Origin of the sequence: Achromobacter sp. LC458, assembly GCF_001005835.2 — a bacterium.
GTDB classification, from domain to species: domain Bacteria; phylum Pseudomonadota; class Gammaproteobacteria; order Burkholderiales; family Burkholderiaceae_B; genus Achromobacter; species Achromobacter spanius_B.
Map to the genome: position 1 here is coordinate 47,663 of NZ_LBHW02000021.1, position 17,690 is coordinate 65,352.

Annotated in this window: 16 protein-coding genes and 1 pseudogene; 6 read left to right on the top strand and 11 right to left on the bottom strand. The window is 62.5% G+C overall.

The features are described from left to right. Window positions 1–52 precede the first annotated feature (52 nt). From YH64_RS18035 to YH64_RS18050, 4 genes are all read right to left on the bottom strand, one after another. Window positions 53–628 (bottom strand): ATP-binding protein, encoded by a 576-nt coding sequence (locus YH64_RS18035; RefSeq protein WP_082134545.1) that lies wholly within the window; start codon window positions 626–628, stop codon window positions 53–55. A 222-nt stretch (window positions 629–850) separates the two neighbouring features. Next, window positions 851–2,167, bottom strand: a complete 1,317-nt coding sequence (locus YH64_RS18040) for a cytochrome c (protein WP_046805885.1) — start codon at window positions 2,165–2,167, stop codon at window positions 851–853. 12 nt (window positions 2,168–2,179) lie between these two features. Next, a complete protein-coding gene (locus YH64_RS18045) occupies window positions 2,180–3,955 on the bottom strand; it encodes a GMC family oxidoreductase (RefSeq protein ID WP_046805884.1) in 1,776 nt (591 codons plus the stop codon). Window positions 3,956–3,961: 6 nt separating this feature from the next. Continuing rightward, a complete protein-coding gene (locus YH64_RS18050; protein WP_046805883.1) occupies window positions 3,962–4,675 on the bottom strand; it encodes a gluconate 2-dehydrogenase subunit 3 family protein in 714 nt (237 codons plus the stop codon). 328 nt (window positions 4,676–5,003) lie between these two features. Between YH64_RS18050 and YH64_RS18055 the strand changes: the two genes are divergently transcribed. Further along, entirely contained in the window at window positions 5,004–5,636 is a 633-nt protein-coding gene (locus tag YH64_RS18055) for a hypothetical protein (protein ID WP_046805928.1), read from the top strand. 62 nt (window positions 5,637–5,698) lie between these two features. Here YH64_RS18055 and YH64_RS18060 read toward each other — a convergent pair. From YH64_RS18060 to YH64_RS18070, 3 genes and pseudogenes are all read right to left on the bottom strand, one after another. Then, a pseudogene (locus YH64_RS18060) lies at window positions 5,699–5,854 on the bottom strand (VapC toxin family PIN domain ribonuclease); the annotation flags it as partial. A gap of 19 nt (window positions 5,855–5,873) precedes the next feature. Further along, the gene (locus tag YH64_RS18065; RefSeq protein ID WP_046805882.1) at window positions 5,874–6,119 is read right to left on the bottom strand and encodes an AbrB/MazE/SpoVT family DNA-binding domain-containing protein; all 246 of its coding nucleotides are present in this window, start codon (window positions 6,117–6,119) and stop codon (window positions 5,874–5,876) included. 93 nt (window positions 6,120–6,212) lie between these two features. Beyond that, on the bottom strand, window positions 6,213–6,830 hold the full coding sequence (locus YH64_RS18070) for a TetR/AcrR family transcriptional regulator (RefSeq protein ID WP_046805881.1): 618 nt from the start codon (window positions 6,828–6,830) through the stop codon (window positions 6,213–6,215). Between the two features lie 173 nt (window positions 6,831–7,003). Between YH64_RS18070 and YH64_RS18075 the strand changes: the two genes are divergently transcribed. After that, the gene (locus YH64_RS18075; RefSeq protein ID WP_046805926.1) at window positions 7,004–8,023 is read left to right on the top strand and encodes an MBL fold metallo-hydrolase; all 1,020 of its coding nucleotides are present in this window, start codon (window positions 7,004–7,006) and stop codon (window positions 8,021–8,023) included. Window positions 8,024–8,042: 19 nt separating this feature from the next. Here the strand turns inward: YH64_RS18075 and YH64_RS18080 are convergent, their stop codons facing one another. Further along, complete coding sequence (locus YH64_RS18080) at window positions 8,043–11,258, bottom strand: AAA domain-containing protein (protein WP_046805925.1); 3,216 nt, start codon at window positions 11,256–11,258, stop codon at window positions 8,043–8,045. 242 nt (window positions 11,259–11,500) lie between these two features. On the opposite strand from YH64_RS18080, the gene YH64_RS18085 reads away from it, so the two are divergent. After that, window positions 11,501–13,114, top strand: a complete 1,614-nt coding sequence (locus YH64_RS18085; protein WP_046805880.1) for an NAD(P)/FAD-dependent oxidoreductase — start codon at window positions 11,501–11,503, stop codon at window positions 13,112–13,114. A gap of 201 nt (window positions 13,115–13,315) precedes the next feature. On the opposite strand, the gene groL is transcribed toward YH64_RS18085, so the two are convergent. The 3 genes from groL to YH64_RS18100 all read right to left on the bottom strand — a co-directional run bounded on the left by groL (window position 13,316) and on the right by YH64_RS18100 (window position 16,076). Further along, window positions 13,316–14,938 (bottom strand): chaperonin GroEL, encoded by a 1,623-nt coding sequence (gene groL / locus YH64_RS18090; RefSeq protein WP_046805879.1) that lies wholly within the window; start codon window positions 14,936–14,938, stop codon window positions 13,316–13,318. 57 nt (window positions 14,939–14,995) lie between these two features. After that, a complete protein-coding gene (locus tag YH64_RS18095; protein ID WP_046805878.1) occupies window positions 14,996–15,313 on the bottom strand; it encodes a co-chaperone GroES in 318 nt (105 codons plus the stop codon). A gap of 127 nt (window positions 15,314–15,440) precedes the next feature. After that, window positions 15,441–16,076: a hypothetical protein gene (locus tag YH64_RS18100; protein WP_046805877.1), complete on the bottom strand. Its 636-nt coding sequence runs from the start codon at window positions 16,074–16,076 to the stop codon at window positions 15,441–15,443. 328 nt (window positions 16,077–16,404) lie between these two features. Here YH64_RS18100 and YH64_RS18105 point away from each other — a divergent pair, with 328 nt between their 5' ends. The 3 genes from YH64_RS18105 to YH64_RS18115 all read left to right on the top strand — a co-directional run bounded on the left by YH64_RS18105 (window position 16,405) and on the right by YH64_RS18115 (window position 17,627). Next, on the top strand, window positions 16,405–16,845 hold the full coding sequence (locus YH64_RS18105; protein WP_046805876.1) for an Hsp20/alpha crystallin family protein: 441 nt from the start codon (window positions 16,405–16,407) through the stop codon (window positions 16,843–16,845). A 29-nt stretch (window positions 16,846–16,874) separates the two neighbouring features. Next, a complete protein-coding gene (locus tag YH64_RS18110; protein ID WP_046805875.1) occupies window positions 16,875–17,279 on the top strand; it encodes an Hsp20/alpha crystallin family protein in 405 nt (134 codons plus the stop codon). A 75-nt stretch (window positions 17,280–17,354) separates the two neighbouring features. After that, on the top strand, window positions 17,355–17,627 hold the full coding sequence (locus YH64_RS18115; RefSeq protein ID WP_046805874.1) for a hypothetical protein: 273 nt from the start codon (window positions 17,355–17,357) through the stop codon (window positions 17,625–17,627). Window positions 17,628–17,690 lie beyond the last annotated feature (63 nt).

Here is a 17,690-nt window from a genome sequence, read left to right on the forward strand (position 1 = left end):
GTAATCATAGCAGGCGGCCCGGCGTTGCACCGGGACATTCTTGCGTCGGTTCTCAGCCTTGCGCGTGCGTCACGATGGTCAGCCCTTCCTGCGGACCGGGCTCGACAAAATAGGCGGTGATGGCGTCGTACTGCGCATCCGATGTGGAAAATGCATGCGTACCGGACGCGTTGCGCGCGCGCAACCGCGCTTTGCACAGCGCATCCGACGCGCGCAAGTAGTGCAACTGATGCGGGCAGCCCGCTTGCCGCGCCACGTCCAGCAGCCATTGCCTGCCCGCCAGCGTATTGGCCGGAAAGTCCAGCACCACGGATACCCCTGCCCCTACCAATGCCGCCACATGGCTACCCATGGCGTTGCGCAGCCTATCCGCGCAGCGGGCGTAATCCGCGATGCCCAGGATCTCGCCGGGATACAAAGCCGCCAGCCACGCATCTTCGCTGATCAGCACCGTATGGGGTTGCGCGGCAAGCTGCGCGGCCAGGGTGGACTTTCCGGCGGCAATCTTGCCACACAGAAAATGCAGGGTGGCAGGCGTGAAGGACGGGCTTCGGGCCTGAGCTTCGGTTTGAGCTGCGGCTTCGGCCTGGGGTTGGGCGGGGGTCGGGGTCGGGGACGGCGGCGTCATGCAGGGCTCTCCTGGGAAATCCATGCCTGGCGAGCCAACGAAAAACCCGCCGGTTGGCGGGTTTATGTGGCGATGTACCGATGCGCGCTAACCCACCTTGGTGACAAGGCGGCTAATAATCACGGCGAACGCGTTCAGGGTTTGGCGCATGGGCACAACAGTGCGCCTGGCGCGCTTTGTTGTCAATGGCCGCTCCGAAAAGCGGCCACTTCCCACACTGCCTTAGCGCGCCGGTTGCGCTGCCGCGCCGACGTCCTTGCGGACCTTGGCTACGTCGGCCGCGCTGACCGCCGCGCCCTTGTTGCCCCAGCTGGAGCGCACAAAGGTCACCACGTCGGCTACTTCCTTGTCGGTCATGCGCCAGTCAAAGCCCGGCATGGCGTAGGCGGTCGGGGCCGCCGTCGTGCCCGGCATCTGCGCGCCCTTGAGCACGATGTGGATCAGCGACGTGGGGTCCGCCGAATTCACCGTCGAGCTCAGCGCCAACTGCGGGAACGTTTCCGTGTAGCCCTTGCCGGTGCTGCGATGGCAGGCCGCGCAGTTGTTCAGGAAGGCCATGGCGCCGTCGCCCTTGTCCTTGCCGGTACGCAGCGCTTGCGCCACGGTCTCGTCATAGGCCAGGGGCTTGGTGGCGGCGTCCTTGTTCACCGGCGGCAAGCTCTTCAGATACACGGCGATGGCGTTCAGGTCGTCATCGGTCAGGTGCTGCGTGCTGTCCTGCACCACCTGTGCCATGCCGCCGAACGCGGCCGAATGGCCGTTGCGCCCGGACTTCAGGAAGACGGCGATGTCTTCCTTGGTCCAGCTGCCCAGGCCGTCGACCATGTCGCCACGCAGGTTCTTGGCCAGCCAGCCTTCGACCACGCCGCCCGACAGGAAGGCCGAGCCGTCCGCGTCGCTCAGCGCCTTTTCCTGCAAGGCAAAACCGCGCGGGGTGTGGCAGGTGCTGCAATGGCCCAGGCCTTCAACCAGGTACTGGCCGCGCAGCAGTGCCGCGCGGTCCGCGCCCTTCAGGTCGCTGGCGGCCGGGCCGTTCACGACATCCGGCGCAAACATCCAGCGCCACACCGTCAGCGGCCAACGCATCGACATGGGCCACGAAATATCCGTGTCCTTGTTTTCCTGCTTGACCGGCTCGACCCCGTGCATGAAGTACGCGTACAGCGCCTTCACGTCCTCGGGCGTGACCTTGGCGTACGCGGTGTAAGGCATGGCCGGATACAGCGAATGGCCGTCCTTGGCCTTGCCGTGGCGCACGGCCTGGTCGAAGTCCTCGTACGTGTAGTTGCCGATGCCAGTTTCTTTGTCGGGCGTGATGTTGGTCGAATAGATCGTGCCAAGCGGCGATTCAATGCCCAGGCCGCCGGCAAAGGGCTTGCCGCCCCCAGCCGTGTGGCAGGCAATGCAATCGCCGGCGCGCGACAGGTATTCGCCCTGCTTGATCATCTGCGCGTCGTTCGAGGCCGGCGTGCCGTCCGCCGCGAAAGCGGCGCTGGCGACCAGGGCCGAGAAGGCCGCAACAATGGTTTGCTTGAACATTGTTCCGTCTCCTTATGCCTGGACCAGCGGGCCGGGGTTCTTCAAGTACTGATCGCGGATCGCCTGCGCGGCCCAATAGGCCAAGGCGCCCACCAGCCCGGTCGGGTTGTAGCCCATGTTCTGCGGGAACACGCAGGCCCCCATCACGAACACGTTCGGCACATCCCAGCTTTGCAGGTACTTGTTGACCACGCTTTCCTTGGGGTTCGAGCCCATGATCGCGCCGCCCGTGTTGTGCGTGCTTTGGTAGACACGCGTGTCATAGCGCGCGCCCTTCTTGCGTACCGCCACGAAATGCTTTTCCGGATTCATGGCCTTGGCCACGGTTTCCATGCGCTTGCCCATGTAGCCCAGCATGTCGAATTCGTTGTCGTGCCAGTCGAACGTCATGCGCAGCAGCGGTTGGCCGAAGGCATCCTTGTACGTCGGGTCCAGCGACAGATAGGCGTCGCGGTACGACATCACCGAGCCCGAGATGCCGATCGTCATGAAGCGCTGGTACGCGTCTTGCACCCCGGCCTTCCAGGCCGTGCCCCACGACGGCGTGCCCGGCGTGGTGGGCGTCTGCTTGATCGGACGACCGCCGTAACGCACGTGGCGGATGCTGGCGCCGCCCACGAAACCCAGCGGGCCGTGATCGAATTGGTCGCCGTTCAGGTCGTCCATGCCGACGCCGCCCGCGCCCGTGCCCACGAAGGGGTTCAGTTGCGTGCCCTTGGGCAGCAGCACGTTGACCGCGCCGTTCATCTGGTAGGCGTAGTTCTTGCCGACCACGCCTTCGTTGGTCTTGGGGTCATACGGCTTGCCGATACCCGACAGCAGCAGCAAACGCACGTTGTGCATTTGATACGCCGACAGGATCACCAGGTCGGCCGGCTGGTCGATCTCTTGGCCCTGGGCGTCGATATACGTCACGCCGATGGCCTTCTTGCCGGTCGAATCCAGATTGACCTTGATGACCTGCGAATGCGTGCGCAGTTCGAAGTTGGTCTTCTTCAGCAGCACCGGCAGAATCGTCGTCTGCGGCGATGCCTTGGAATACATGTAGCAGCCGTAGTTTTCGCAGAAGCCGCAAAAATTACAGGGGCCCAGGCGCACGCCGTACGGGTTGGTGTACGGGCCGGACGCGTTCGCGGCAGGCGCGGGATACGGGTTGAAGCCCACTTCGCGCGCGGCCTTTTCAAACAACTGCGCGCCGTAGGTGGTGGTCAGCGGGGGCAGCGGAAATTCCTTGCTGCGCTTGCCTTCCAGCGGATTGCCGCCTTCCACGATCTTGCCGTTCAGGTTGCCGGCCTTGCCCGACGTGCCGCACACGTATTCGAACTTGGAGAAGTATGGTTCCAGTTCGTCGTAGGTCACGCCGAAGTCCTGGATGGTCATGCCTTCCGGGATGAAGTTCTTGCCGTAGCGCGTTTCGTAGCGCGTGCGCAGTTCCAGTTCTTCGGGCAGCACGCGGTAGTGCATGCCGTTCCAGTGGAAGCCCGCGCCGCCCACGCCAGTGCCCAGCAGGAACGAACCATTTTGCCGATACGGCACGGCTACGTCATCCACGCCGTGGCGGATGGTCACGGTTTCTTTCGACAGGTCCTGGAACAGCTTGCCACGCACCGAATAGGCCAGCTCGTCGATCACCTTGGGGTATTCGGCGTCCTTGGGGGTGTCCTGCATGCCGCCGCGTTCCAGCGCCAGCACGTGCAGGCCGGCTTCGGTCAGCTCTTGGCCCAGGATCGCGCCGGTCCAGCCGAACCCGACCAGGACCGCATCAACTTTGTCTTTCTTGATTGCCATGATTGATTACCCCTTTTCCCCAGAAATCGACACGGGGCCATAGGGGTACTTGACGTTGGGCTGGTCGGCCCAGTCCATGTAGTCGGCGCGCGCGCCGGGAAAGCCCACCATCTTCCAGCCCACCATGTTCTTGTTGCCGCCGTAGATCGGGTCGGCAAAGAAGCCTTCTTTGGTGTTGGAAAGCAGGAAGCTGAAGAAGGTCGATGCGGGAACGGTTTCCAGCTTGATCTTGTTGCCTTGCAGGTCTTTCAGGATCTGTTCCTGCAAGGCCTTGTCCAGCTCGGCATACACCTTGCCGTGCGTTTTCACGCACCAGGCATTGCAGGCTTCGATGCCGTGGCGATAGACCTCGCGCGGGTTTTGGTTCAGCTGATAGCCCAGTTCAGGCACCTGGTCGGTGTGGAACGGGCCCTGCATGTACCAGAGCTTGCCGTGGCCGAACGGCGTTTCCATTTGACGGTCGATGAATTCGGGCACACCGGCTTCAATCGCGCCAGGACCGTATTGGTCGGCGGGGATCAGGTGATCCACCGCGGCAACGATGAAGTCCCATTCGGGCTTGGTGAAATAGGTGGGCTCGTAGGGCTTGGCGGGCGCGGCGGTCTTGGTGTCCGCAGCGTTGGTACAGCCGGTGGTCAGTGCACCTACCGCCAATGTCGACGCCGGCACGATAGCCAACGCCTGAAGAAACCGACGACGCGGCTTTGCATCATCTGTCATAGACATCTCCGTGAATTTTCCAAGTTGTCCTAGCGCGCTACCGAACATGAACCCTGGAAACACGAACTGCCGAGCTAGTGACAACACGCTCTGTACTTACAGAAACAAGCTGAACCTTCTCTTCATGGGGGACGCAAGAGAAGGTGCTGCATTATGCGCCTATTCAGGCATCTGATCTGCTCATTGGAGCGGATCAGATCAAAATTCTTGACATGGAAAAGACTTTTTCTTTAAGGACAAAGTAAGAAGTCCGAAAATGCGGGCTTTTCTGACAACTGGGTGAACGGATTCTGTATATTCCGCGCATGGAACACCACGGATGGCAGGCATGAACGACAAGACCAAGATCTGGAAAAGTTCGACGACAACGCGCAGCTGGAGTTCCACAACGAACTTGACGCCCGAGCAGCAGGCAAGCATCGAAGAACTGTTGGGCGGCGCGCCGGGCAGCGTCAGCGTTCAAGAAAAATGGAGCTACGCCGGCACGGAAAACGGCGAAGCCTTCAAGGTCGATATCGACAACGGCGCGGTCACCGTCAACGGCCGGCACTACGACAGCCTGGACGAAGTCCCGCGCGCCACCCGCGAACGCATCGAGGCGCTGCGCGACGGCGAAGGCATGAAAGGCCTGTGGGACATGCTGAAAAATGCCGGGGTGCAGATTGAAGATATGCCTGGTGATCACGTTGCGCGCACTGGCAAACCCGCGTTCACGATTGAGACGGACGGTGATGGCGCGGGTGCGATAGCGGCAACGTCTGCGCCGGTGGCTGACGTGCCGGACGCCGCTGACACCGGCAGGCCCCCAAGCACTGCCGCCGCGCAGGGCGCGCGCGTCGAGATGGACCCCGCGGCGTCCCCCGGCGCCGTGCCCAAAAGCGGCGGCCTGCGGCGCGCGCTTTTAATCGGCATCGCCGTGGGCTTGGCGCTTTGGGTGGCGCGGGCGTTGAATGTGTTTTAGGGCGATTGCCGTCGCGCGACACGACACGAGTGCTTTGCGTCCGCCAATGCATCACGCACGGACTATTTGATCAGGCGCATGCCGGTGGCTTTTGCCGCCTTCACGTCAAACGTCGCCGTGTATTCACACAGCGCCTCGTGCCCCGTGCGCTCGATCAGACAATCGGCAAAATCCGCTGTGGAGGCGGCGTACAAACGCACTGCCTTCCATACCGTCTCGCATTGGTATCCAGGCCAATCATCGCGCTGACTTGCCCTGCTCGGCGATCGCGTCGTTCATCTCTTGAATCGTGACGGGTTTGCGTGGTTTCGCGATGATGCCTTTGAGCGCCGTAACCGAGTACGTTGCCGGCACCATTTCGTAACGGCCGCTTGCCTCGTTTAGAACAAACTCGATTCTGTCGCCAGTCGACAAGCCCAGACGGTTCCGTACATCGACCGGAATGGTGATCTGGCCCTTGGAAGTCACGGTGGCGGAAGGCATTGGCTAGCTCCTCGGAAGTGCGCCTTACCATAATGTAAGGCACGCGCTTGCGCAAGGCTGCGCCATCGGATTGCAGCAACCCTATGCGCCCTGTCATCCGCGCCGCGCGTAGCACCCCAGGAACATCTCCACCGCCGAATCCGCCACGCGCTTACGCTCGGTGGCGCTCAATGGCGGTTGCCCCAGCGTGACTTGCGGCCAGAACGCAAAGCTCTTGACCAGCCCCTGCAACTGGTGGCCGGCGAACTCGGGGTCCACGTCCATTAGCCGCCCGTCCTGGATCGCCGCGCGTATCCACGCCGTTTCGCCGCCCTCTTTTTCGCCCATGCGGCACACGATGGCCTGGGCGCGTTCGGGGGAATGGATGATTTCGGCCATGGCCACGCGCGCCAGATCGATGAAGTTGGGGTCCGCCAGCAGGTCCAGCTTTTGCATCAGCAGCTGCCGCAACTGCTGATCCAGCGCCACGTCGGGCTGATAGGCCAGCGAAACGCTGTCCGCACTGGTGGCCCAGAGCTCTTCAAGAATCAGCGAGAACAGCGTTTCCTTGCTGGGGAAATGGTTGTAGACGGTGCGCTTGGAAACCCCCGCCGCCGCCGCGATGCGGTCCATGCTGGTGGCCTCAAACCCGGCCGACCGAAACTCTTCCACCGCCGCGCGCACGATGGCTTGGCGTTTGCGGTCAGTGAGGCGGGTCGGGGGGCTGGACATGAACAGGCTCGGCTTTTTGAGGGGTGGAATATGCGCACGGAATACGCGGATGGAATGCGCGGATGGGAGTGCGAAAAATTTTACACTGATCGGTGTACTTTTCAGAAAAACAAAACTACACTGCGCAGTGTAATTTTTTGCCCCCTGGAACCCGCCGTGACCGCCCTCACCTCCTGCCCCACTGCCAGCCCCGCTATCCGCAGTCGCCCCAACACCACGAGGGCCGTTTTAGAAACCCCTTGCCGCGCCCCTCGCTGGGCTTCTGGCAAGGCGTGAAACTGATGTGGACGTTCTTCTTCGCCAAGCCCCGTGGCACGGTCCCCGAGCAAGCCATTCCCGTGCGCCCCCTCACCCTGGCCGACCTGCAAGCCGCGCCCGACCGCAGCCTGTACCGCCTGGGCCACTCCACCATCCTCTTGAAACTGCGCGGCCGCTTCTGGCTGACCGACCCGGTGTTCTCCAAGCGCGCCTCGCCCGTGCAATGGGCCGGCCCCGCGCGCTTTCACGCCCCGCCCATTTCCATCGAAGACCTGCCGCCCATTGCCGGCGTGATCCTGTCGCACAACCACTACGACCACCTGGACCGCGCCGCCATCGACAAGCTGGCCGTCAAGACCGCCCGCTTCATCACCCCCTTGGGCGTGGGCGACCAGCTGATCGCCTGGGGCGTGGACCCGGCGCGCGTCGAACAACTGGACTGGTGGCAATCCACCGACGTCGACGGCCTTCGGCTAACCGCCACGCCGGCCCAGCACTTTTCGGGACGCGGCCTGACCGACTCCGACCGCAGCCTGTGGGCCTCGTGGGTCATCCAGGACGCCGACCTGCGCGTCTTCTTCAGCGGCGACAGCGGCTACTTCGACGGCTTCAAAACCATCGGCGACACCTACGGCCCTTTCGACCTGACGCTGATGGAAACCGGCGCCTATGACAAGCGCTGGGCCTTCGTACACATGCAGCCCGAAGAAACCCTGCAAGCCCACCTGGACCTGCGCGGCCGATGGTTGCTGCCCATTCATAACGGCACATTCGATCTGGCGCTGCACCCATGGGAAGACCCGTTTGAACGCATTGCCGCGCTGGCAGCGGCCAAAGGCGTCGCGCTGACGACGCCGGTCATGGGGGAACGGGTGGCGATAGAGACCCCGGAGCTGGGGACAATGTGGTGGCGCGGTGGCAGCGCCACCGCTTGATGGCCGCACGTCGCTCCCGCTATTGAGCGAGCGCCGGAACAGGGAGTTGCTGGGCCGGCAACAAGTCCATGACATCGCAAAATAGCTTCCGATGTTTCCAGTCATTGATATCACCGATCACATAGAACCGGCGCTTGGCTCGGGTGGCGGCAACATTCAAAAGATTGGGTTCCGAGACCGCCCAATTGCGCGCACCGGGGCTAGCCGAATTGCCACCCAGCACCATGATGACGACGGGGGCCTCCTTCCCCTGCATCGTGTGTATCGTGCCGCGCACCATGCCGCTTGGTAATAATTGCCCCAACTGCTGACGCACTGCCTGAAATGGTGTGATCACTGCGATATCGGTGGCGGCTACACCGTCCGCCGCAAGGGCGGCCAGCAGCTCAAGCAGTGCCCGGCCTTCGGCGGGCACCCAGTTGCCAGAGGACGGCCCCTCGGCGTGAAGCCATCCGGTCGCCAGGCTGGCCTTGGTTTCCTTGGCTGGCACCGGCGCCAGCGTTCCATACACCATGACGCCGCCGTAGGCGTTTCGATTCGCCAGCGTATACATCGGCCTATCGCATCGGCGGTGCACGACCAACGGCAAACCCACCCACTTTTTAGCGTCGCTGGGTCCGATCATTCGTCCCCATCGTGTCGCCTGATCGGCAAGCGCCTGGGCCGAACGCCGTGTCGGCATCCAATAGTCATCAACCTGGTAACGCGTCCTCATGTGTTCGAGCACGGCGTCGGACACGGTGATGATGGGCTTGAGCTGTAGGGGATCACCCACCAGCACGGCTCGACGAGCACGCCAAAGTGCGCCCACGGCAGCCTGGGGAGGAGCCTGCCCGGCCTCATCCACGAAAAGCCAGCCGATCTCTCCCACGCCCAAGGATCCGAACGAGCGCGCGAAAGACGCAAAGGTGCTGCTCAACACCGGTACCACCATGAATAGCGATGCCCAGGCCGACCGTATGGCATGGCGCGAGACGGCGCGAAACCGGTTGCCTGTCAGCATGCTGTTGACAAAGAACAGATTCGAGCGCACTCGCTTGGCTTCGAGTTCGAAGAAACAGCGATGCAGTTTGAGCGCTTCGATAAATACCGCAGCGCGTGCCTCGCGCAGGCCTTCGATTGCCCATGGTTCGGCCAGCTCGATGGCATCGCCACGGCCGATCGCCCCCGTCTTCAGCCAGTCCAGCAAGTGTTGGGCTTTGCCGGCTTGCGCTACCGCCCTGATCTGCGTTTCGTGCGCCCGGGCCTTCTCTTGCAACTGCTGCAACTCGCGCAGTCGGGCAAGCCGCTGTTTCTCCAGGTCCTTGCGCTCAGCCTCCAATCGCTCGACGGTGCGCCTGAGACGTTCGAATTCGGCATGCGACAACGCGTGGCGTTCAGCCAGCAGCGCGCCGCCAGCATTCCATTTGCGCTGAGCGCCCCAAAGGCTGATCAGGTTTTCCCACAAGCCGGGTTTGGCCTCAGTGTGTTTGCGCAACGCGTCCAGCGAGATTGACAGTGCCTGGTGCGCGGATTTCAGATCGCCGGCATCCAAACGCGAGGACTCTGCAATGACGGTGGCAATGCGCTCTTCGGCGCTGGACAACGCCTGGGATTCCGCCAGCGCCGCGCCACGGACCGTCGTAAGCGCCTTGATGCGCTCCTGAATACCGGCTGATGCGGCGGTAAGGTCGGCCACCCGGCGCTTTGCCGCCAGGTATGCCGAAACAGCTTGCGTCCAGATTTCGCGACGTTGCTCGGCAGTTCGCGATACGTCCGCATACGTTCCCAGCCAGTCCAGAAAACCCTGGGGCACTTCTTGCCCCTGCGCACCCGCGCCGTCATCGGTATCGACCATGTCTGCGGCGACGTCGGATTCGCTGGACTCGTCGGACTCGTCCTTGGGCTGAGATTTAGTGTTCTTACGAGCTGGGACCACGCCATAGAAATATCTATCGACAAATACCTTGCGCCTGGTCTTGCTTCCCAGCGCGGCGGAAATCAAGCCCCATGCGGGTTTGCCGCTAACCAATTCTCCGAGCTCGCCAAAGTAGTCGGCTTCGGGTAACCAGCTCTCGTCGATCTTGTCGCGCTGCGGCAACTCAAGTGTCACGTTTTCGACCGCGCCGTTATTGGACGACGCAATCACGATCTCGAAACCGTATAGCACGGGCCTGAGCGGATGGCAGTGTTGGGATTTTGCACCGTCGCTTGCCGATTCCCTGCCATTCTTAACAAAGGCGTCAGAGGCGCGCGGCAGCGTCGCCAGGACATCGGCGCGTTGGGTGACGATTGCCGCGATCAAGTCGCGCAGCAGCGTAGTCTTGCCGGTGCCGGGCGGGCCGTTGACCCCCAGCAGTCCCTCGCCATCCCCCAACGTATTCAGAATGGTATTGACGGCCAACTGCTGGGAATGGACCAACCCCAGATGCTTCTCGGCAGGCCAGCAGCCACTGGCAAAGTTGTTCGGCGCCAAGCGCTCGATAAGAGGCAGGGACGCTGTGTCGTCGTCCACGTGCAGGCGCTGCGCGGGATCATGGCGACGCAGATACTGGTGCAGGGGTTCGCTTGTGACGCCGGATTGCAGGCTGTCTGCAACGTCAGCTAGATCAGACAGAAAAAAACTATTCAGCGGGTCGTCTTCTTGCTCCGCTTTATCCTCTTTGATTGGTGCGCACCGAAAACGCAGGCGTCGACGGCCCGCATCTCCAAAGAACTCCTCGACCCCTAGAAAGCGCCGCACTTCGTGGATCAATTCACGGAGCACGTCCGCACTGATTTGCCCTCCCATCCGCGCCTTGATTTGTTCACGCAGGAAGTCCTGATCGCGCTCAAAACCCCGTGTCCAGTCCTGCCCGGACAGCGCACGCCCCAGGAACCAAGCCTCGCTGGAAAGCACAAGGCTGTCCGGCACCATCATCCCATCGGCCGTGAACTTCATTGCAAAAAGGGCAGACTCGCGGCGCCTTTGCTCGTCTCGATATCCTTGGTCAGCCCCATAAAGCTGCTTAAGCTTCTCGGCGACATCTTGGCTGTCGTACAGATGTGCGTAGAGGGTATGGCTCCACACCCGCTTTGCCGGAATCGACTGTCTTTTAAGCTGGCTATCGTCCGCCCAGGGCGGGACAAGCGTTTCCATCTCGGTGTCGTAGAGGAATGGATGGTAGGGACTATCGCGCTTTTCAAGCTTTGGCGCTGCCTGGGGTTGCAGCAGTTCTACCGCGTGCCAGTATCGGACCGTGCTTTCCTGAGTCATCAAACCTGGATTCCTTGTGCCGGTCATCGGACCTGTCGTTATTCGTTCTAATAATCATCACGCAGCCCACATGTTACAAGACGTGTGGAGTTCTTGATGTTCGGACCCGACGTCATCCGCTCCTGAAACGACGCAGCAGCCGTCTCGATGCACGCTTTTCTGGTGCCGTTCCGCCTGCTCCGCGCTCCAGTACAATCCCGCGTTTGGCGACGTTGTGATCGCCCACCTTCTGGACCCGAAGCATGTTGCGACTGACCGAAATCAAGCTGCCGTTGAACCACACGCCCGAGGAATTGCCCGCCGCGATTCTCAAGAAACTGGGCATACCGGCCAGCGACCTGCACGGTTTCACCATTTTTTTGCGCAGTTACGACGCGCGCAAAAAGCACAATATCCTGCTGACCTACACGCTGGATATCGACGTGGAAAACGAGGCCGCGCTGCTTGCCCGCTTTCATGACGACCGCCACGTCAAGCCTACGCCCGACACCGAATACAAATTCGTCGCCCAGGCGCCCGCCACGCTGACCAAGCGCCCCATCGTCATCGGCACCGGCCCCTGTGGCCTGTTCGCCGGCCTGGTGCTGGCGCAGATGGGGTTCAAGCCCATCATTCTGGAACGCGGCAAGGCGGTGCGGGAACGCACCAAGGACACCTGGGGCCTGTGGCGCAAGCGCATCTTGAACCCCGAGTCCAACGTGCAGTTCGGCGAAGGCGGCGCGGGCACGTTTTCGGATGGCAAGCTGTACAGCCAGATCAAAGACCCCAAGCACTACGGCGAAAAAGTCCTGAAGGAATTCGTGCTGGCCGGCGCACCGGAAGAAATCCTGTACGTCAGCAAGCCGCACATCGGCACGTTCCGGCTGGTGGGCATGGTGGAAGTCATGCGCGACACCATCACGAAGCTGGGCGGCGAAGTGCGCTTTTCCAGCAAGGTGGAAACGCTGCATCGCGAAAACGGCCAGGTCACCGGCGTCACGCTGGCCGGTGGCGAGCACATCGAAGCCGACCACGTGGTGCTGGCCATCGGCCACAGCGCGCGCGACACGTTCCAGATGCTGCATGAGCAAGGCGTGTTCATGGAAGCCAAGCCTTTCTCGATCGGCTTCCGTATCGAACACCCGCAGTCGCTGATCGACAAGGCGCGCTTTGGCCCCAGCGCCGGCCACCCCATCCTGGGCGCGGCCGATTACAAGCTGGTGCATCACGCCAGCAACGGGCGGTCGGTCTATAGCTTTTGCATGTGCCCGGGCGGCACGGTGGTGGCCGCCACGTCGGAGCCGAACCGCGTCGTCACCAACGGCATGAGCCAGTATTCGCGCAATGAACGCAATGCCAACGCCGGCATCGTGGTCGGGATTTCGCCCGAAGAAGACTACCCGGAACACGTGCTGGCCGGCGTGGACTTCCAGCGCAAGTGGGAATCGCAGGCCTTTGTGCTGGGCGGCGAAACGTACAGCGCGCCCGGCCAGTTGGTGGGCGACTTCATCGCGGGCAAGGCGTCCACGGAATTCGGGTCCGTGCTGCCGTCGTACACGCCCGGCGTGCACCTGACCGACCTGGCCACCGCGCTACCCGACTTTGCCATCACGGCCATCCGCGAAGCGCTGCCCGCGTTCGACAAGACCATCAAGGGCTTCGGCATGCACGACGCCGTGCTGACCGGCGTGGAAACGCGCACGTCGTCGCCCGTGCGCATCAAGCGCGACAACGACACGCTGCAAAGCCTGAATACCAAGGGATTGTTCCCGGCCGGCGAAGGCGCCGGTTATGCGGGCGGAATCTTGTCGGCGGGCGTGGACGGCATCAAGATTGCCGAAGCCGTGGCGCTGAGCATCATGGGCCGCCAAGGCTGAGAACGAATAGCCAAGGCTGAGGCCGAATAGCCAAAGCTAAGGCCGAATAGCCAAAGCTAAGGCCGGATCGATAAGCCCCCCGGGGCAAAGGCCCCCGCACGACAAAAGCCCCACGACAAAGGGCGCCGGGCAGCAAGGTTGACCTTGCTGCCAGGCGCCCTTCTTTCGCACTGAATCGGGGTGGGCAACCCCGAGTCCCCCTTAGAACGACATCTCAGGCGTGGGCGCGGCGGGTGCCTTGGACTCCTCCGGCAGCTGCGCCACGGTGGCGTCGGTGGTCAGGATCAGGCCCGCGATAGACGCCGCGTTCTGCAACGCGGTGCGCGTCACCTTGGTCGGGTCGACCACGCCCAGGTCCACCAGGTCGCCATAGTTGCCGGTGGCGGCGTCATAGCCGTAGTTGCCCTTGCCTTCCAGCACCTTGGCCACAATCACCGAGGGCTCGTCGCCGGCGTTCGTGACGATGGCCCGCAACGGCGCCTCCAGCGCGCGCAACACGATCCGGATGCCGGCGTCCTGATCGGCGTTGGCGCCCTTCAATCCGTGAATGGCCGTGCGCGCCCGCAGCAACGCCACGCCGCCCCCGGGCACAATACCCTCTTCGACGGCCGCGCGCGTGGCGTGCAGCGCGTCGTCCACGCGGTCCTTCTTCTCTTTCATCTCGACCTCGGTCGCGGCGCCCACCTTGATGACCGCCACCCCTCCCGCCAGCTTCGCCACGCGCTCCTGGAGCTTTTCGCGGTCGTAGTCGCTGGTGGCCTCGTCCGCCTGTTTGCGCAGGACCGCCACGCGCGCCTGGATGTCCGCCTGCTTGCCCGCGCCGCCGATAATGACCGACTCTTCTTTGCGGACCTCGACGCGCTGGGCGTTGCCCAGCTGTTCCAGCGTGGTCTTTTCCAGCTGCATGCCGGTCTCGTCCGAGCTCACCGTGGCGCCCGTCAGGATGGCGATATCTTCCAGCATCGCGCGGCGGCGGTCGCCAAAGCCGGGGGCCTTGACCGCCACCACCTTCAGCACGCCGCGAATCGAGTTCACGACCAAGGTGGCCAGCGCTTCACCGTCCACATCCTCGGCCACGATCATCAACGGCTTGCCCGCCTTGGCGGCAATTTCCAGCACCGGCAGCAGATCGCGAATGTTCGAGATCTTTTTGTCATGCAGCAGCACCAGCGGCTCGTCCAGCTGCGCCACCTGCTTCTCGGGGTCGGTCACGAAATACGGGCTGAGGTAGCCACGGTCAAACTGCATGCCCTCGACCACATCCAGTTCGTTGTCCAGCGACTTGCCGTCTTCCACCGTGATGACGCCCTCGCGGCCCACCTTGTCCATGGCCTTGGCGATGATCTGGCCGATGGTCTCGTCGGAATTGGCCGACAAGGACGCGACCTGCGCAATTTCCTTGCTGGTCGAGATGGGTTTGGAAAGATCCTTCAGCTTGTCCACCACCGCCTGCACCGCCTGGTCCACGCCCCGCTTCAGGTCCATGGGGTTCATGCCCGAGGCCACATACTTCATGCCCTCTTGCACGATGGCCTGCGCCAGCACGGTGGCGGTGGTCGTGCCGTCGCCTGCCACGTCGGCCGTCTTCGAGGCCACTTGCTTGACGATCTGCGCACCCATGTTTTCGAACTTGTCCTTCAGCTCGATTTCCTTGGCGACAGACACGCCGTCCTTCGTGATGGTGGGCGCGCCGAAGCTGCGTTCCAGCAGTACGTTGCGGCCCTTCGGACCCAGCGTGACCTTGACGGCGTCGGCCAGAATGTTGACGCCCTTTACCACGCGGGCGCGCGCGTTATCGTGAAATTGAATGTCCTTGGCACTCATTTCTAAGGCTCCTGCTATTTCTTGGGTAGATTCCTGATAGCGGCTCGGGCAAGCGCGTTATGCCGCTTTCTTGAACGTGTCGCGTGTGGGTTCCAGCACCGCCAGGACGTCGTCTTCACGCATGACCAAGAGTTCCTGGCCGTCGACCTTGACGGTCTGCCCGGCGTATTTTCCGAACAGGACGTGGTCACCCACTTTAAGTTGCAACTTCTGCACGGCGCCGTCGCGACCGACCTTGCCGCCACCGACCGCCACGACTTCGCCCTGCTCGGGCTTTTCCGCCGCGGAATCGGGAATCACGATGCCGGATGCGGTCTTGCGTTCCTGTTCGATGCGCTTGACGATTACCCGGTCATAGAGGGGACGGATCTTCATGACTCAATCTCCTGAACAATTCAGATCACCAAACACTGCGCCTTTGCGGGCGCGCATCAGGATTTATGGGCAGGGCCGCGCAAGTTCAAGAGCCGCAAATTGAATCAAATTGCATCAGGGACGTGCATCACCGACGTGCATCACCGCAGACCCAGATGCCGACCGCCTTTCCCAGACGAAAGGTCACGCGCTTTTGCAGCTGGGCGGCAGGCGCGGCATGCACGGGACAGGGTTGCGTACGGCCGCCCTCGGCGTCCACCGTGGCGTCATCCGCGTCCGTCTGATTCCAGATGCCGTTCTTGCGCGGCCGGAACATCCAGCGCAGATATCCCTTGCGCGCGGCCAGCTCCATCAGCGCCGAATGATCCGGCGCCTCAAGCGCAACGCGTTCCTGCCCGCCGGGCAGATCGGAATAGTCGGCAAACGCCCGACGGCAAGCCACGGCTTCTTCCAGCGGCGCATTCAGGCGGCACCAACCGGGATGCGCCACGCGTTCCACGTCCCAGGCGCCCAAGCGCCATCCGGCTTCAAGCACGGCTTCATCGATTTCGGCGTAGTGGTTCCAGCGCTGATTCAACTGCAAGGCCGACGCCGCCACCGAACGCAGCGGCTGTGCAATCGCCGTCCGGTCAGGCTTGAAGCCATGCCAGTGCAGCGTCAACAAAATGGGGGTGTCTGCCTTTTGCACCGCGCTGGCGCTGACCGCATACAGCGGCAGGCCCAGCGCGGCGATGTGCGTGTGGATAGTCGTGAATATGTCCATGGGATCTCCGTTTGCCAAAAGCGGATTTCGCGTGGGGTCATGCCCATCGAACCAACGTGTCGAATGAATTTATCGCGTCTTCACAGGGCGCTCAACCGGCGGGGAAAGGCGCATCGTGCCACGGCCGTTCAACGCCGCCCGCGGGCCACCACCCGCGCTAAAAATCCGCAATTTTTCCCGTTGCCTTGATTGAAGAATTCAATCGCCCCCTCTCTTGAAACCCGCAAACCCGATGCCACATTTGCGCTATGGCGGGGCAGCGCAGCGTAGACACCCCATGCCGCCAAGCCCTACGCCCGTCTGAACCAGACCTTATCGGGAGACGAACATGGCAACTTATCCATTTTTCGATAGCGGCATCAGTTCCGCCCTGGACACCCTGCAACAGCTGGACAAAATCCTGCGATCCTCGACCGCGCCTTCCAACCTGCGGTCCACGGCACGCGGTGACTTTCCGCCCGTGAACGTAGGCGCGTGCGCCGACTCGATTGAAGTCGTGGCGTTTGTGCCCGGCGTAGACCCGGACGCGCTTGAAGTCACCATGGAAAAAGGCCTGCTGACCATTTCGGGTGAACGCCGCGAAGAAGAACCTTCCGGGCAAACCACCCTGTATGCACGCGAACGCGCGCGCGGCCGATTCAGCCGCGTGGTGGAACTGCCTGCCGACGCCGATCCAGAGAACATCCAGGCGCGCTACACCGACGGCTGTCTTTGCATTTCGATCGGCAAACGCGAGTCCGCCAAGCCGCGTTTGATTTCCATCCAATGAACACTGGCCGACGACACAGGAGGATCATCATGGAAGAACGCAACCAACTAGCCGCCACGCGCGGCTCGGAATCCCTGGCCAAGGTCGCTGACGACACCAACCGCCCCGCCACCCTGCCCGCCGTGGACATCTACGAGAACGCCACGGGCATTACGCTCTTGGCCGACCTGCCCGGCGTGTCCAAGGACAGGCTGTCGATCAAGGTGCAGTCGAACGAATTGCTGATCGAAGGCGAAGCCGCGGTGCAGGTGCCGGCCGAGGTGCGGCTGGTGCATAACGAACTGCGCGAACCGCTGTTCCGCCGCAGCTTCACGCTGGGCCACGATCTGGACAAGGACAACATCACCGCCAACTTGAAGCACGGCGTGCTGACCTTGCAGATTCCGCGACTGCGCGAGGCGCAGCCCCGCAAGATCTCTTTCACCGTGACTTGATCGGCAGGCTTGAAACGTTGCGCCCGGTGTATGCCGGGCGCGTTCGCGTTTTAGCCACCATGTGGGGGAGGCCTTATGGAGCATTCCGTCATCACGCAGTATCGCGGCTACGTCCTTAGCGTACGTGCCATCCCGTTGCGCGCGCTGGAAAAACCAGGCTCTTTGCCGGCCGGTTTCATTTCGCTGGTGCAGGTGGTGCGATGCACCGACATCCTGGTTGACTGGTGCATGCCGTGCCCGCACACGCCCTGGGAAACCCCCGCCGAGGCGTTGCGCGAAGGCACGCAGTATCTGCAACGGCTGATCAACACGGGCGCGATCGGACTGGGCGCGCCGATGCTTCAATAGCCTTGGCTGGGGCACCAAGACGTGGCTTGGGCACCCACGATCGCAAAGATGGGCGGGCATGTC